The organism is Streptomyces sp. NPDC090021 (assembly GCF_044748225.1).
GTDB lineage: Bacteria > Actinomycetota > Actinomycetes > Streptomycetales > Streptomycetaceae > Streptomyces.
This window is the reverse complement of the sequence record NZ_JBIVFO010000049.1, coordinates 1-14,815: the sequence shown is the minus strand read 5'-3', so window position 1 is coordinate 14,815 and position 14,815 is coordinate 1. Positions and strand designations below refer to the sequence as shown.

Genomic DNA, 14,815 nt, shown 5'->3' with positions numbered 1-14,815 from the left:
CGGAGCATGCCAACCGACACCTCTCCCGGGGCCCTTCCGGCACGGGCGCCTCTCGCGCCCGTGCCCGGCGAGCCCGTCCTCGACGTGGTGATCCCGGTCTTCAACGAGGAGAAGGACCTCGGGCCGTGCGTGCGCAGGCTGCACGACCACCTGACACGGACCTTCCCCTACCCCTTCCGGATCACGGTCGCCGACAACGCGAGCACCGACCGCACCCCCGAGGTCGCGGCCGCGCTCGCCGCGGCACTGGACTGCGTACGCAGCACCCGGCTGGAGGAGAAGGGCCGGGGCAGAGCCCTGCGTACGGTGTGGTCCGGTTCCGACGCCCCCGTCCTCGCCTACATGGACGTGGACCTCTCCACCGACCTGAACGCGCTGCTGCCACTGGTCGCCCCCCTGATCTCCGGTCACTCCGACCTCGCCATCGGCACCCGTCTGGCCCGCTCCTCACGGGTCGTACGGGGAGCCAAGAGGGAGTTCGTCTCCCGCGCCTACAACCTCCTACTGCGGTCCTCGCTCGCCGCCCGGTTCAGCGATGCGCAGTGCGGCTTCAAAGCCATCCGGCGCGAGGTCGCCGAGCGACTGCTGCCGCTGGTGGAGGACACGGGATGGTTCTTCGACACCGAGCTGCTCGTGCTCGCCGAGCGGGCCGGCCTGCGGATCCACGAAGTGCCCGTCGACTGGGTCGACGACCCCGACTCCACCGTGCACATCGTCAAGACCGCCACCGAGGACCTCAAGGGCGTCTGGCGCGTCGGCCGGGCGCTGGCCGTGGGGGCGCTCCCCCTCGACCGGCTCGCCCGTCCCTTCGGCGACGACCCGCGCGACCGCACCGCGGTGCCCGGGGTGGACAGCGGGCTGGCCCGACAGCTCATCGGCTTCTGCACCGTCGGAATCCTCTCCACCCTGCTCTACCTGGTGCTGTACTCCGCCTTCCGGGCCGGGGCCGGCCCCCAGCTCGCCAACGGCGCGGCCCTGCTGCTCTCCGCCGTCGCCAACACCGCGGCCAACCGCAGGCTCACCTTCGGGATCCGCGGCAGGGAGCGGGCCGTACGTCACCAGGCCCAGGGGCTGGTGGTCTTCGGTATCGGCCTGACCCTCACCAGCGGCTCCCTCGCCGCCCTCGCGGCGGCTACGCCGCATCCCGCGCACGGCACCGAGCTGGCCGTCCTCATCACCGCGAACCTCGCAGCTACCGTGCTGCGCTTCCTGCTCCTGCGCGCCTGGGTCTTCCCCGAGCGGCGCGGCACCGATCCATGCAGCCCCCGCACATCAACCGCGACCGCCACCGCCACGACCACGTCCACGACCACGACCAAGGAGGGCCGATGACCACGGCAGCACTCCCGCTCTTCCCGGCCGCCGTGGCCGGCGCCCCAGCCGCCCGGCCCCGCTGGGAACGACCCGCCCTCGCCGGGCTGCTGATCGCCACCGCGGCCCTGCTCCTGTGGGACCTGGGCGCCTCCGGCTACGCGAACTCCTTCTACTCGGCCGCCGTCCAGGCCGGCAGCGAGAGCTGGAAGGCCTTCTTCTTCGGTTCCTCCGACGCCGGCAACTCCATCACCGTCGACAAACCCCCGGCCGCCCTGTGGCCGATGATGCTGTCGGTCCGGCTCTTCGGACTGGGCTCCTGGCAGATCCTGGTTCCGCAGGCCCTGATGGGGGTGGCGACCACGGGTGTGCTGTACGCCTCCGTACGCCGCCAGTTCGGGCCGGGAGCCGCGCTGCTGAGCGGGGCCGCCTTCGCGCTGACGCCTGTGGCCGCGCTGATGTTCCGCTTCAACAACCCCGACGCACTGCTGACCCTGCTGCTCACCGTCACCACGTACTGCCTGCTGCGGGCCCTCGAAGGGGCGCACACCCGCTGGCTGGTGTGGGCGGGCGTCGCGGTCGGGTTCGCCTTCCTGACCAAGACCCTGCAGGCCTTCGTGATCCTGCCGCCGCTCGCTGCGCTGTACGCCGTCTGCGCGCCCACCGGGCTGCGCCGGAGGCTCGGGCAGCTGTTGCTCGCGGGGGGCGCCATGGTGGTGGCGGGCGGCTGGTGGGTCGCCGTCGTCGATCTGTGGCCCGCCTCCTCCCGCCCCTACATCGGAGGCTCGCAGAACAACTCCTTCCTGGAGCTGACCCTCGGCTACAACGGTCTCGGCCGGATCAACGGCAATGAGACCGGCAGCGTCGGCGGCGGAGCGGGCGGTCCCGGTGGTGGCGGTGGCGGTGGACGGTGGGGCGAGAGCGGCATCGACCGGCTGTTCTCGGGCAACATCGGCGGGCAGATCTCCTGGCTGCTGCCGGCGGCCCTGGTACTGCTCGTGGCCGGGCTGGTGATCACCTGGCGGGCCCGCCGCACCACGGACTCGGTGGAGGGCATGGCGCGCGCGGCCTTCCTGGCCTGGGGCGGCTCCCTGTTGATCACCGCGGTGGTCTTCAGCTACATGCAGGGCATCTTCCACGAGTACTACACCGTGGCCCTGGCGCCCTTCGTGGCCGCGCTGATCGGCATGGGCGTCGCCGTGCTGTGGGAGGAGCGGGGCAACGTGGTGGCCGCGGCCACCCTCTCCGGCACGCTCGCGCTGACGGCGCTCTGGTCGTACGTCCTGCTCGGCCGCGCCACCGGCTACCTGCCGTGGCTGCGCTGGGCGGTGCTGGTGGGCGGGCTGCTCGCCGCGGTCGCGCTGCCGTTCGCGGGGCGGGCCGGCCGGCGGATGCTGTGGGCCACCGCGGGTCTCGGCGTGGTGGCGGCCCTGGCCGGGCCGTTCGCGTACTGCATGACCACCGTGAGCACCGGGCACACCGGCTCCATCGTGACGGCCGGACCGGCGGTGGCGGGAGGCCGGGGCGGCCCCGGCGGGATGACGGGCGGCCCGGGCGGGTTCGGCGACATGCCGCAGGGCGGCCGCGGCGGCGGGCAGCAGCCGGGTGGCGCACTGCCGCAGGGCGCCGTACCGCCGGGCCAGGGCGGCCAGGGGCAGGGCCAGGGCCAGGGGCAGGGTGCACAGGGCCGGGGCGGCATGCCCGGAACGGACGGCCGTGCAGCCGAGCGTCCGGGCGGCTTCCCCGGAGGCTTCCCCGGCGCAATGGCCGGCGCGGGCCCGGGCGGACGCGGCGGCGGCGCCGGCGGACTGCTCAACGGCGCCCGTGTCAGCACCGAGGCCAAGGCGGCGCTGACGGCCGGAGCCGACTCCTACACCTGGGGGGCGGCGGCCATCGGCTCGCAGAACGCGGCCAGTTACCAGCTGGCTTCCGGCGTCCCCGTCATGCCGATCGGCGGCTTCAACGGCAGCGACCCCTCGCCGACCCTGGAGCAGTTCAAGGAGTACGTGCAGGACGGGAGGATCCACTGGTTCATCGGCCAGGGGGGCACCGCCACCGGCGGAGCCGACGAGGACGGCGGACATCGTGACGGCGGTGGTCCCGGGGGGCCCGGCGGTGGAACCAGCACGGAGATCGAGAACTGGGTCAAGGCCACGTTCAAGGAGTCCACGGTCGGCGGCGCCACCTTCTACGACCTGACGGCCCCGGCGTCCTGATCTCCCGATCCCCGATCCTCGATCCCCCGAGTCCCTGATCGCCGTCGTTCGGCCCGGGCTGGCGGACACCTCCAGGGGGTCTCCGCCGATCAGCTCGCAATGCCCGGCCCACCCCCTAGCATCAAGGGGGCGGACCGGGCATTCCGGGCTGGTCCAGCCGTCGCGAGGAGGGTGCCCGCATGGTGACCGCGGCCGATCCGGGCGAGATCCGGCCCAGCGTGTGGCTGGTGGCCGGGCCCGCCACACCCGCCAGACGCCGCACCGAGGCCCCCTCAGGGCTCGACCGGGAGCGGATCACCGCGGCCACCGCCCGGCTGCTCGACGCCGACGGGCTCAGCCGGTTCTCGATGCGGCGGCTGGCCGCCGGGCTCGGCGTCACCGCGATGTCCCTCTACCGGTACGTGGACACCAGGCACGATCTGCTCGAACTCGCCCTGGACCGGGTCCCTGGGGGAGCAGGCCCTGCCGGCCGGACCGTACGGCTCAGGCGGGCCGGGCTGGCAGGACGGGCTGAGGGATCTGGCCCGGGGCTACCGGCGGGTGCTGGCCGACCACCCGTGGGTGGCTCCGCTCAGCGCCGCGTACCCGAACATCGGCCCCCACGCCCGGGCCTTCGACGCCGCCCTCCAGCGGCTGGTGGACGCCACCGGCCTGCTGGACACCGCCCGGACCGGTGCCCACCTGGCGGTCCGGCAGTTCCTGCACGGCTGCGGGGGCGCGGTCCGGCGGGCGCCCGAGAGCGACTTCTGCCTGGCACTCGACGTCCTGATCGCGGGCATCGAGGCCAAGGCCGAGGTACAGGCCGAGACACCGGCCACGGCCAACGCCTGAGCGCCGCCCGGCTGTCGGACGGCGCTCAGGCGAGGCTCAGGCGGGGGTCAGGCCTTGACGGTGGTCTCCGCGACCTCGCCGGTCCCGGCGGTTCCGGCGGGCGAGGCACCGTCCGAAGCCGCTGCCGGGCTGTGGACCGCCGGCTTCGACTTCAGGGCGACCTCCTTGATGAACACCACCAGCACCAGCCCGAGGAGCGCGAACGGGGCGGCGTAGAGGAAGACATCGCCGACGCCGTGCCCGTACGCGGACTCGACCACCTCACGGATGGGCGCGGGCAGCTTGTCGAGGTCGGGGATCCCGCCCCCGGCCGTGCCGTTCTGGCCCATGGCCGCCGCGGCCTTCGGGCCGAGGGCTGCGAGCCCGTCCCGTACGTAGTCGGTGACCCGGTGGGCCATCACCGCACCCAGCGCCGAGACACCCATGGCGCCGCCGAGAGAGCGGAAAAAGGTGACGACCGAGCTGGCCGCGCCCAGGTCCTCGGGAGCCACCTGGTTCTGGGTGGCAAGGACCAGGTTCTGCATCATCATGCCCAGACCGAGGCCGGTCAGCGCCATGTAGACCGCGATGTGCCAGTACGGGGTGTCGTACCGCAGGGTGCCGAGCAGCCCCATTCCGGCCGTCAGCAGTACGCCGCCGGAGACGAGCCAGACCTTCCACTTGCCGGTCTTGGTGATCACCTGACCGGAAACGGTGGAGGAGACGAAGAGCCCGCCGATCATCGGAATCGTGAGGATTCCGGACATCGTGGGGGACTCGCCGCGCGCCAACTGGAAGAACTGGCTGAAGAACACGGTCCCGGAGAACATCGCGACGCCCACGAACAGCGAGGCCGTGGAGGCGAGGGTGATGGTCTTGTTGCGGAAGAGCCGCAGCGGGATGATCGGGTCGCTCGCACGGGACTCGACGAGGACGAAGAGCAGTCCGAGGACCACCGAGCCGCCCGTCATCGCCCAGGTCTGCCAGGAGATCCACTCGTAGGAGTCGCCGGCCTGGGTGACCCAGATCAGCAGCAGCGAGACGGCGGCGCTGATCAGGAAGGCGCCCAGCCAGTCGACCTTGACGTCGCGCCGTACGACCGGCAGCCGGAGCGTCTTCTGGAGGACGATCAGCGCGATGATCGCGAAGGGTACGCCGACGTAGAAGCACCAGCGCCAGCCCAGCCACTCGGTGTCGGTGATGACGCCGCCCAGCAGCGGGCCGCCGACGGTGGCGACGGCGAAGACCGCGCCGAGGTAGCCGCTGTACCGGCCCCGCTCACGCGGGGAGATCATCGCGGCCATCACGATCTGGGCGAGCGCGGAGAGGCCGCCGACGCCGATGCCCTGCACCACGCGGCAGGCGATCAGAGTGCCGGTGTTCTGGGACATGCCCGCGACCACGGAGCCGAGGACGTAGATCACCAGGGATATCTGGACCAGCAGCTTCTTGCTGAAGAGGTCGGACAGCTTGCCCCACAGTGGGGTGGCGGCCGTCATGGACAGCAGGGCGGCGGTGACCACCCAGGTGTACGAGGACTGGGTGCCGCCGAGGTCGCTGATGATCTGGGGCAGGGCGTTGGAAACGATCGTGGAGGACAGGATCGCCACGAACATGCCGAGCATGAGCCCGGACAGCGCCTTCATGATCTGGGGATGGGTCATGTCCACGGACGCGGACGGGGCCGGGGCCGAGGCCGTGGACGCGGGGCCGGCGGTCTTCTCCGACTGGGCCATGTCCTTCCTTTCTCTAGAAGCTCGATCGGAGTCGGGCCAGCAGGGTGTTCAGTACGTCGATGTCCTGGGCGGACCAGTCGTGGAGGGCTCTCTCCAGGGCGGCCGTGTACCGGGCGCCGATCTCGGTGAGCAGCGCCCGTCCGGCGGGGGTGAGCCGAAGGATGCGGCAGCGTCCGTCGCCGGGGTCCGGCTCGCGCTCGATCCAGCCGCGGGCGGTGATGTGGCTGACGTGCCGGCTGGTGACCGAGATGTCGACGGCCATGAGGTCGGCCAGCCGGCTCAGCCGCATCTCCCCGTGCCGGTCGAGCACCGTGAGCACGGCGGCGGCGCCGGGCGGGCAGTCGGGGGGCAGGTTACGGGCGAGCTCGCGCTTGACCGCGCCGATTCCGGTGAGCCGACGGGCCAGCTCCTCGTGCGGAGTGGTCCGCGTCGTCTGCGTGGTCCGTGTCGGCACCGGGCGACCTCCCATCTTGTTGCTTGAGGCAACCATAAGAGTCGGTGGTTGCTACAGGCAAATGAATCCGGGGGTGGGGCGGTAAAGGAATCGGAAAACCGGCTAGGGTCCTGCTCCATGGCTGACAACCCCAACGCACAGGTCCCCGAGGGCAACTACGACCCGGCGGGCAGCACCCAGATGTTCCGGGCCTTCGTCGAGGAGGCCGCACCGGCTCGGCAGGCGGGCCCGGGGTCGCGCCGGCAGCGTCGCGCCGAGCAGGAAGCCGCCAAGGGATCGGGTCCGGCCGTGAAGGTGGCGCTGGTCCTCGCGCTGGCGCTCGTGATCGGCGCGGCCGCCTGGGTGGTCCTGCGCTGAGACCGCTGACCGGCGGAGCCGACCGGTTTTCGGTGGCCGCGACCTGGAACTGACCGGTCCCGGGCGGCCGCGACCGGTCAGTGCCAGGTCGCGGTGACCTTCCGGGTGTCCACGTGCATGCCCAGCGGCACCCGCCAGGCCTCCAGGCACACCGTGTAGGTCTGCGTTTTCGAGGCTCCGCCCGCGATGGGAGCGGGGAGCGGCTGGGTCGTGGTGATCGTGGCCCAGTCCACGCCGAGAGCGCCGATGACGTGCGTCGCGAAGCTGACTGTGCCCGAACGGGCCGCGGTGGTGCCGGTGTTGGTGAACGTCACGGCGACCCGCTCGCACCAGCGGTCGGCCGCGGCGGACCGGACCGGCGCCGACAGCGTCAGCTGCGCCGGGGTGGCCGGGGGTGGCGCCGGGGGCGTGGTCCCCGGCCTGCTGGGCGGCCCGCCGGGGCTCGTCGGACCCGTGGGGCCGGTGGGGTCCGCGGTGCCCGGCGCACCGGGAGTGCCGGGTGGCGTGGGCGTACGGCCTGGGCCGCCGGTGGATCCGGGGGCGCTCGCCGAGCCGCCGGGGGCGGTGCTCGTGGCTCCGCCCGGGGTGGAGCCGCCTGCGCCGCCTGCGCCGCCCGCGCCCTCGGGTCCCGGGGGCGCGGCCGACGTAGCGGGCGGCGCGGCGGATCCACCCGCCGCGGACGGGCTGCCGAACTGCTGGAACTCCACCCCGCCCTGCGGTGCGACGTTCTCTCCCGCGCCCCGTTCGGGTCCCGGGGCGGCGGCGCCCACGGCGGAGAAGCCCTCGCGGCCCGGGCCGCCGCAGCCGGTGAGGCCGGCGGCGGTCGTGCAGCACAGGGCGAGCAGGGCGGTGGCCGCGCGCGATCCCTTTCGCATCGCGCCAGTGTTCCTGACGCTCCGTCAATTGGGAAGGCATCGGCAGCGGATGGCCCGCACCGCAGCCGCACGGGGCGGTCGAGCCGGGTGATCCGTGCGGTCGGGCGATCCGGTCGGTCGGGCGATCCGGCAGGGCAGCCCGGCCGGGCAGTCCGGCCAGCGGTCGGGGCGCGAACGGGCGGCCCGGATGCCGGACCGCCCACCCTCGCGTCAGTCCCCGATGAGGCCCACGCGCAGCTGCGCGAGCGTGCGCGTCAGTAGCCGGGAGACGTGCATCTGGGAGATGCCGACCTCCTCGCCGATCTGCGACTGCGTCATGTTCGCGAAAAACCGCAGCATGATGATCTGCCGCTCCCGGGGCGGGAGTTTGGCGAGCAGCGGCTTCAGGGACTCGCGGTACTCGACGCCTTCGAGCGCGGTGTCCTCGTAGCCGAGGCGGTCCGCGAGCGAGCCCTCGCCGCCCTCGTCCTCGGGGGAGGGCGAGTCGAGCGAGGAGGCCGTGTAGGCGTTCCCGACGGCGAGGCCGTCGACGACGTCCTCCTCCGAGACGCCGAGCACGGCGGCGAGTTCCGGCACGGTCGGCGAGCGGTCCAGCTTCTGGGCGAGCTCGTCGCTGGCCTTGGTCAGTGCCAGGCGCAGCTCCTGGAGCCGGCGCGGGACGCGCACGGACCAGGAGGTGTCCCTAAAGAATCGTTTGATCTCGCCCACGACGGTCGGCATGGCGAACGTCGGGAACTCCACGCCGCGTTCGCAGTCGAAGCGGTCGATCGCCTTGATCAGCCCGATGGTGCCGACCTGGACGATGTCCTCCATCGGCTCGTTGCGGCTGCGGAAGCGGGCGGCGGCGTACCGCACGAGGGGCAGGTTCAGCTCGATCAGGGTGTCGCGTACGTACGCCCGTTCGGGGCTGTCCGCGTCCAGGGTGGAGAGTCGCTGGAAGAGCGAGCGGGAGAGGGTGCGGGTGTCGATGGCTTCCGAGCGTTCGGAAACAGCCGGCGGTGTCACGGGCTTTACGAGCGTGAGCACCTTGGAGCTGCCCTGGTCTACGGACATGCCACCCCCTTGAGGTCGCGGACGGTCGCGTACGGCGCGCCCGTCAGAGGAACGCAGCTTCCACCTGAATACCGGAGGCGGGGCCGCGGCAAACGCGGTTCAAGCAGAATGTCACATGTCGGCAACACGCTGTAGCGCCATGTCGACATATAGTTCCGACGACAGAAGGGGGCAGAGTGTGATCAGCCCGTTCTGTCGGGAAACAGGCGAATGATGTACGCCCGTTGTGGTTACGCCTCGATCCTGTTTGCGGATCTCAGCCGGGCGAAGCTGCGCGCCAGCAGTCGCGAGACGTGCATCTGCGAGACGCCGAGCTCGGCGCTGATCTGTGACTGCGTCAGATTGTTGTAGTACCGCAGCAGCAGGATCCTTTGTTCACGCTCGGGCAGCTGTACGAGGAGATGGCGCACGAGGTCGCGGTGCTCGACCCCGGCCAGCTCGGGATCCTCGTAGCCGAGCCGGTCCAGCAGCCCGGGCATCCCGTCGCCCTCCTGCGCGGCCTCCAGCGAGGTGGCGTGATAGCTGCGCCCGGCCTCGATGCAGGACAGCACCTCGTCCTCGGTGATGCGCAGCCGCTCGGCGATCTCGGCGGTGGTCGGGGTGCGGCCGTGCAGGGTGGTGAGGTCCTCGGTGGCGGCGTTGACCTGCACCCACAACTCGTGGAGTCGGCGCGGCACGTGGACGGTGCGGACGTTGTCGCGGAAGTACCGCTTGATCTCGCCCACGACCGTCGGCATCGCGAAGGTCGGGAACTGCACGCCGCGGTCCGGGTCGAACCGGTCGATGGCGTTGATCAGGCCGATCGTGCCGACCTGGACCACGTCCTCCATCGGCTCGTTGCGGCTGCGGAAGCGGGCGGCCGCGTACCGGACCAGCGGGAGGTTCGCCTCGATCAGGGCCCCGCGCACCCGGGCGTGCTCGCTGCTGCCCGGCTGGAGGCCCTTCAGCTGGCCGAACAGGACCTGGGTGAGGGCCCGGGTGTCCGCGCCGCGGCCCGCGGTCCGAGGGGCTGCCGGAGGTGGCGGCGCAGAGGCTGCCGGTGGTGGCGGCGCAGAGGCTGCCGGTGGTGGCGGCGCAGAGGCTGCCGGAGGAGACGCGGAAGAGGCTGCCGGAAGGGGCGCGGAAGGGGCGGCCGGGGACTCCCCGGGCGGCTGTCCCTGGCGCGTTCCGGTGCGGGGCTCCTGCTGGGGCGGTACCTGGGGGTCCTGCTGGGGTGGCACCTGAGGCGCAGTACTGGCCGGCACGGTCACGCCACCCCTTCAGTCAACTCATCCGTCAAAAGCGGTCATAGCATCACAAGAGATGTGCACTGTGCGCAAGCACCGTATATCGCCGTGTTGACGGCAAGTTGGGCATATCCGGGCATTATGCCTGGCGGTGGGTACGCAAAAGCCCCCCACCCGTCGAGTGGGGGGCCGGAAGTCCGGGAACCGCTTCGGCGTACGGGTCAGCGCACCAGTTCGGTTATGAACTCGCCGATGCCGGAGGCGGCATCCGATATCCCCTGGAAGCCTATTCCCACGATCTCGGCGGCTCGCTTCGGCTGGGTGATGATCACGAAGAGGGCGAATACGGTGAGGGCACCCGTGATGAGCTTCTTGGTGTCCACGTGCGGGCGGCCTCCCCAACCGGTCCTTGCAAGTCGGGTGAGTCTAACCGGTCGGGTTTGGGCACTCACCTGTCCTTTAAGGACCAATGACCCGGTGCTCCGGGTCCTTTGCCGGTCGGCCGCCGGGCGGGGCGGACGCAGGATGGAGGGGAGCCCACCGGTTCTGGCAGGAAACCGGTGGGTGGGGGACAGGGCCTCACTGCGGGGTCCGGCCGCGTGCTTCCCCCTGACTGCGGCCGGGCCGGCAGGTCCGTCCTCGTCGGGGGAAGTGGCGTGTCCCCCCGATGCCACTTCCCCCGCAAACGCGTCGAAGGTCCCGGCCCCGGTCGGGGCCTTCTTCGTGTGCGCCCGCGGAGCGGCGGCTACTGGATGGCGCCGGCCAGGTCGGTGAGCGGCTGTACGGGGGCGATCACGGGAGCCAGCTGGTTGGGCAGGTCCGTCAGCGCGTTGAGCCCGTTCGCGCCGTCGCCGACCTTCCCGACGACCTCCTGGACGGAGGCGGGCTGCACCCCCGCGGGCGTACCGGGCGACGGGATCGGCACGTCCGGGAGGGCGAGCGGGGAGATCGGGGCGGTGTCCGCGGAAGCGGCGGGTGCGGCGAGGCCCGCGGCGGCCCCCGCGAGGGCGAAGGCGGCGAGGATGCGCTGGGTCTTGGTCATGCCGTGACAACGGCCGAGGGGGCGGGCGGTCACGCCGCTGTCCTCCGGAGGGCCGAGCGGGAGCGCACCGGAAAAGTCCGAGAGCCCCGACAAAAGGCCGAGAGCCCCGACCCTTGCGGGGCGGGGCTCTCGATCGGAGCGGTAGTGGAGGGATTTGAACCCCCGATGGGTTGCCCCATACTCGCTTTCGAGGCGAGCTCCTTCGGCCACTCGGACACACTACCGAGATGGATCCTAGCCTAAGGAACCCCATCCGCTGAAATCGGTGCGCGCCGGCCCCTCCCGCAGGCCCGTTCCCGGGCGTGCCGGACCCGGCTCACAGCTGGCGGAAGAAGTCCGTCAGCTGCCGTGCGCATTCCTCGCCGAGCACCCCGCGCACCACTTCCGGCCGGTGGTTGAGCCTGCGGTCCCGTACGAGGTCCCACAGCGACCCGGCGGCGCCGGCCTTCTCGTCGTCCGCGCCGTAGACGACCCGGGCGATCCGTGCCTGCACGAGCGCGCCCGCGCACATGACGCACGGCTCCAGGGTGACCACGAGGGTGCACCCCGGGAGCCGCCATTCCCCGAGCTCGGCGGCGGCCCTGCGCAGCGCCAGGACCTCGGCGTGCGCCGTGGGGTCACCGCTCGCCTCGCGTTCGTTGTACCCGGTGGAGAGGAGTTCCCCGTCCGGGCCCAGCACGACGGCGCCGACCGGCACATCGCCGGCCGGCACCGCCCGGGCGGCCTCCTGGAGCGCCAGGCGCATGGAGTCCCGCCACGGGTCCCGCACGGGATCGACGGGATCGGTGGTGTTCGCGGTGAGCACTAGCGGACGGCCTCCAGGACCTCGGTGGCGCCGAGGGACTCGGCGATCTCCGTAAGGGCGTCGCCGTCCAGGGTCATCAGCTGCTTGTTGGTCACGCCGAGGTCGTCCAGCAGCCGGGGGTCGCCGAGCGGGCCGGCCGGTACCGGCTCCGAGCCGGGCCCGCGCGCCCCGTCCTCGTCGGCGTCCTCGTCCGTGAACGCGGTGATGGATTCCTCCTCGCCGTCCTCGGTGCCGTCCAGGTCCAGCTCGTCGAGTTCGTCGTCCTCCTCGTCGCTGCCCAGCAGCTCTTTGGTCAGCATCGAGCCGTAGGAGCTGCGGGCGGCCGCGGCGGCGTTCGACACGAAGTACCGCGGGTCCTCCTCGCCGTCCACGCGGACGACGCCGAACCAGGCGTCCTCCTGCTCGATGAGGGCGACCACCGTGTCGTCGTCGACAGCGGCGGAACGGGCGAGATCGATCAGATCACTGAGGGACTCGACGTCGTCGAGTTCCATGTCGCTCGCTTCCCACCCGTCTTCGGTGCGCGCGAGCAGTGCGGCGAAATACACCGTGACTCTCCCACTGGTCGTAGGCGTGCCGGTTGGAGGTCCCCCCGGCCGGAGGATGGGACGAAAGCGGCCGTGCTGCTCGCCGCCCTGCCCCGCCCAATCGGCATCGTGGCAGAAACGGCGGCGTTGCGAGAGGTCTTCCGCGCTTGCGTCGTGCCGCGCCGTCCCCCGCCGGGGCCGGTCCGGGGCCGTGGCGGCGGGGCGTTCCGGGGTGACGAGGGCCGTGCCGGTTGCCCGACCGGCCGCTCGTGTCGCGCCGCGCGGTCCCCGCGTCACCAGCGGAACGTGCGCATGCGCATCTGCTGGCGCATACGGGCCGCACGCGCGCGGCGGGGCTGTACGCGATCGCGCAGCGCGCGGGCCTCCATCAGGTCACGCAGGAACTGCGCGCGGCGTGCTCGGCGCTGCGCCGCCGTCTCCGGAGCGTCGTCGCTCGGCTGCGTGTCGGCCATCGGCCACCACCCTGGGCTGGTCGGTCGTTTCCCCCTGCACCCACCTTCCCCCGGACAGGGCGTTTGATGCCACCCCTGTGCAGGTCAGACGTCGTCCTTGAGGGTCGGGACGATCGCCACCGGGCCGTGCGCGTGGTGCAGCACGGCATGGGCCACGGAGCCGATCTGCAGCGACATGGCGGTGCGCCGCGGGTGGTGGCGGCCGACCACCACCAGGGCCGCCGACCGTGAGGCGTCGACCAGCCGTCCCGCCGCGTCGCCGGGGACCGCGGCCTGCTCCACGGAAACGTCCGGGTAGCGGGTGCGCAGCGGCGCCAGGCGCTCGGTCTGGGACCGGAGCATCTCCCGCTCGGCCGGTACGCCGTCCCCCTCGTCGGCGAGTCCCTCCGGTGGGATCACCTCGAAGGGCCGGTCGATCACGAGGGCCGGCGCGGGCGGGACGGCGTACGCGGAGACCACCTGGACGGTGGTCCCCCGCACGGCCGCTTCCGCGAAGGCGAAGGACAGCACGTCGTCGGGGGTCTCGGCGGCGTGCAGACCGAGCACCACGCGTCCGGCGGACTCCTCGGAGGTGGTCGCGGCGGCGTTGCGCTCGGCGTGCGGGACCACCACCACCGGGCACGGGGCGGTGGAGGCCACCGCCCTGCTGCTCGATCCGAGCAGCAGGCTGGCGAAGCCGCCGCGTCCCCGCGAGCCCATCACCAGCATCAGGGCGCCGGAACCGATCACGCGCAGCGCCTCGGGGACGGAGCCCTCCAGCGACTCGTACCGGACCCCGTCGGGCAGCGTGGGGCCCTCGCCCAGCACGCCCCGGACCCATTCGCCCACAGGGTCGGCGAACTCGTCGGGCTGCCGGGCATCGTGCAGTGACGCCCGGCGGCCCGCGTACAGCTGCGCGTGGTCGGGCAGTACATGGACGATGAGGAGTTCCGCACCGTGCCGCAGGGCGGCACCCCGCGCCCACTGGAGGGCCACCAGGCTGTGCTCGGACCCGTCGACGGCTGCGATCACCGGTGCGTTGCTGCTCATCAGTCCAGCGTGCTGGGCGTCCGCGCGGGCCGCATCCGCAGGCCGCCGCGGGCATGGTCGGCGCTCGGGACGCGAAGGGGGCGCGTCAGCGCGTAGCCTTTTGGGTGCAGGTCGCGTCGAGCGGCCGTTTTTGCTGGTCGCAGGCTGAGTTTTGGAGGATGTTGTGCGTTTGCAGGTCGTCGATCACCCCTTGGTGGCGCACAAACTCACCACCCTGCGCGACAAGCGCACCGACTCCGCGACGTTCCGGCGCCTCGCGGACGAGCTGGTGACGCTGCTCGCGTACGAGGCCACCCGCGACGTGCGCACCGAGCAGGCCGACATCGAGACGCCGGTGGCCCCGACCACCGGCGTGAAGCTCTCGGCCCCCCGGCCGCTGATCGTCCCGATCCTGCGGGCCGGCCTCGGCATGCTCGACGGCATGGTGCGGCTGCTGCCGACCGCCGAGGTGGGCTTCATGGGCATGGTCCGCAACGAGGAGACCCTGGAGGCCTCCACGTACGCGACCCGCATGCCGGAGGACCTCTCCGGACGCCAGGTCTACGTCGTGGACCCGATGCTCGCCACCGGCGGCACGCTCGTCGCGGCGATCCAGGAGCTGATCAAGCGCGGTGCCGACGACGTCACGGCCGTGGTGCTGCTGGCGGCGCCCGAGGGTGTCGAGGTCATGGAGCGCGACCTGGCGGGCACGCCGGTGACGGTCGTGACGGCCGCGGTGGACGAGCGGCTCAACGAGCACGGCTACATCATCCCGGGTCTCGGCGACGCCGGCGACCGGATGTACGGCTCGGCGGAGTAGTCCTCGGGCGCCGCGGCGGCCCGCCCGGGGCGCCCCGGGCCCGGGCGGGGGCGGACCCGTGCCCGGCCGGGCACGGGGCGGTGGGCGGATACGCGGGGTCAC

The 14,815-nt window shown here is 72.4% G+C and carries 15 protein-coding genes, 1 tRNA gene and 2 pseudogenes; 6 read left to right on the top strand and 12 right to left on the bottom strand.

Going from position 1 to position 14,815, the window contains the following annotated elements; translation table 11 throughout:
• The first annotated feature begins 6 nt into the window (after positions 1-6).
• The 4 genes and pseudogenes from ACIPXC_RS30345 to ACIPXC_RS30330 all read left to right on the top strand — a co-directional run bounded on the left by ACIPXC_RS30345 (position 7) and on the right by ACIPXC_RS30330 (position 4,358).
• Positions 7-1,332, top strand: coding sequence for a glycosyltransferase (locus tag ACIPXC_RS30345; protein ID WP_401624462.1), 1,326 nt, complete (start codon positions 7-9; stop codon positions 1,330-1,332).
• A complete protein-coding gene (locus ACIPXC_RS30340; RefSeq protein ID WP_401624460.1) occupies positions 1,329-3,527 on the top strand; it encodes an ArnT family glycosyltransferase in 2,199 nt (732 codons plus the stop codon). Before ACIPXC_RS30345 ends, ACIPXC_RS30340 begins: the two co-directional genes overlap by 4 nt.
• A 179-nt stretch (positions 3,528-3,706) precedes the next feature.
• Positions 3,707-3,895: pseudogene (locus tag ACIPXC_RS30335) on the top strand (TetR/AcrR family transcriptional regulator); the annotation flags it as partial.
• A 172-nt stretch (positions 3,896-4,067) separates the two neighbouring features.
• The gene (locus ACIPXC_RS30330; protein ID WP_401624458.1) at positions 4,068-4,358 is read left to right on the top strand and encodes a hypothetical protein; all 291 of its coding nucleotides are present in this window, start codon (positions 4,068-4,070) and stop codon (positions 4,356-4,358) included.
• A 47-nt stretch (positions 4,359-4,405) separates the two neighbouring features.
• Here ACIPXC_RS30330 and ACIPXC_RS30325 read toward each other — a convergent pair whose 3' ends face one another.
• A complete protein-coding gene (locus tag ACIPXC_RS30325; protein WP_401624517.1) occupies positions 4,406-6,001 on the bottom strand; it encodes an MDR family MFS transporter in 1,596 nt (531 codons plus the stop codon).
• An 85-nt stretch (positions 6,002-6,086) separates the two neighbouring features.
• On the bottom strand, positions 6,087-6,527 hold the full coding sequence (locus ACIPXC_RS30320; protein WP_401624456.1) for a MarR family winged helix-turn-helix transcriptional regulator: 441 nt from the start codon (positions 6,525-6,527) through the stop codon (positions 6,087-6,089).
• A 117-nt stretch (positions 6,528-6,644) separates the two neighbouring features.
• On the opposite strand from ACIPXC_RS30320, the gene ACIPXC_RS30315 reads away from it, so the two are divergent.
• Entirely contained in the window at positions 6,645-6,884 is a 240-nt protein-coding gene (locus tag ACIPXC_RS30315) for a hypothetical protein (RefSeq protein ID WP_401624454.1), read from the top strand.
• A 77-nt stretch (positions 6,885-6,961) separates the two neighbouring features.
• Here the strand turns inward: ACIPXC_RS30315 and ACIPXC_RS30310 are convergent, their stop codons facing one another.
• The 10 genes and pseudogenes from ACIPXC_RS30310 to ACIPXC_RS30265 all read right to left on the bottom strand — a co-directional run bounded on the left by ACIPXC_RS30310 (position 6,962) and on the right by ACIPXC_RS30265 (position 13,914).
• Positions 6,962-7,759, bottom strand: a complete 798-nt coding sequence (locus ACIPXC_RS30310; protein ID WP_401624452.1) for a hypothetical protein — start codon at positions 7,757-7,759, stop codon at positions 6,962-6,964.
• 210 nt (positions 7,760-7,969) lie between these two features.
• Complete coding sequence (locus ACIPXC_RS30305; RefSeq protein ID WP_030956999.1) at positions 7,970-8,812, bottom strand: RNA polymerase sigma factor SigF; 843 nt, start codon at positions 8,810-8,812, stop codon at positions 7,970-7,972.
• Between the two features lie 230 nt (positions 8,813-9,042).
• Positions 9,043-9,813 (bottom strand): annotated as a pseudogene (locus tag ACIPXC_RS30300) (RNA polymerase sigma factor SigF); the annotation flags it as partial.
• Positions 9,814-10,259: 446 nt separating this feature from the next.
• Positions 10,260-10,421 carry a hypothetical protein gene (locus tag ACIPXC_RS30295; RefSeq protein WP_360865104.1) on the bottom strand — a complete coding sequence of 54 codons (162 nt, stop codon included), beginning with the start codon at positions 10,419-10,421 and terminating at the stop codon, positions 10,260-10,262.
• Between the two features lie 362 nt (positions 10,422-10,783).
• Positions 10,784-11,113 (bottom strand): hypothetical protein, encoded by a 330-nt coding sequence (locus ACIPXC_RS30290; RefSeq protein ID WP_401624449.1) that lies wholly within the window; start codon positions 11,111-11,113, stop codon positions 10,784-10,786.
• 106 nt (positions 11,114-11,219) lie between these two features.
• Positions 11,220-11,304, bottom strand: a tRNA-Ser gene (locus ACIPXC_RS30285).
• A 92-nt stretch (positions 11,305-11,396) separates the two neighbouring features.
• Positions 11,397-11,825, bottom strand: coding sequence for a tRNA adenosine(34) deaminase TadA (tadA, locus tag ACIPXC_RS30280; RefSeq protein WP_401624515.1), 429 nt, complete (start codon positions 11,823-11,825; stop codon positions 11,397-11,399).
• A gap of 59 nt (positions 11,826-11,884) precedes the next feature.
• The gene (locus ACIPXC_RS30275; protein ID WP_401624447.1) at positions 11,885-12,433 is read right to left on the bottom strand and encodes a hypothetical protein; all 549 of its coding nucleotides are present in this window, start codon (positions 12,431-12,433) and stop codon (positions 11,885-11,887) included.
• Between the two features lie 272 nt (positions 12,434-12,705).
• Complete coding sequence (locus ACIPXC_RS30270; protein ID WP_401624445.1) at positions 12,706-12,885, bottom strand: hypothetical protein; 180 nt, start codon at positions 12,883-12,885, stop codon at positions 12,706-12,708.
• Between the two features lie 84 nt (positions 12,886-12,969).
• Entirely contained in the window at positions 12,970-13,914 is a 945-nt protein-coding gene (locus ACIPXC_RS30265; RefSeq protein WP_401624443.1) for a universal stress protein, read from the bottom strand.
• A 163-nt stretch (positions 13,915-14,077) separates the two neighbouring features.
• Between ACIPXC_RS30265 and upp the strand changes: the two genes are divergently transcribed.
• Positions 14,078-14,713, top strand: a complete 636-nt coding sequence (gene upp, locus ACIPXC_RS30260; protein ID WP_401624441.1) for a uracil phosphoribosyltransferase — start codon at positions 14,078-14,080, stop codon at positions 14,711-14,713.
• The last annotated feature ends 102 nt before the right edge of the window (positions 14,714-14,815 follow it).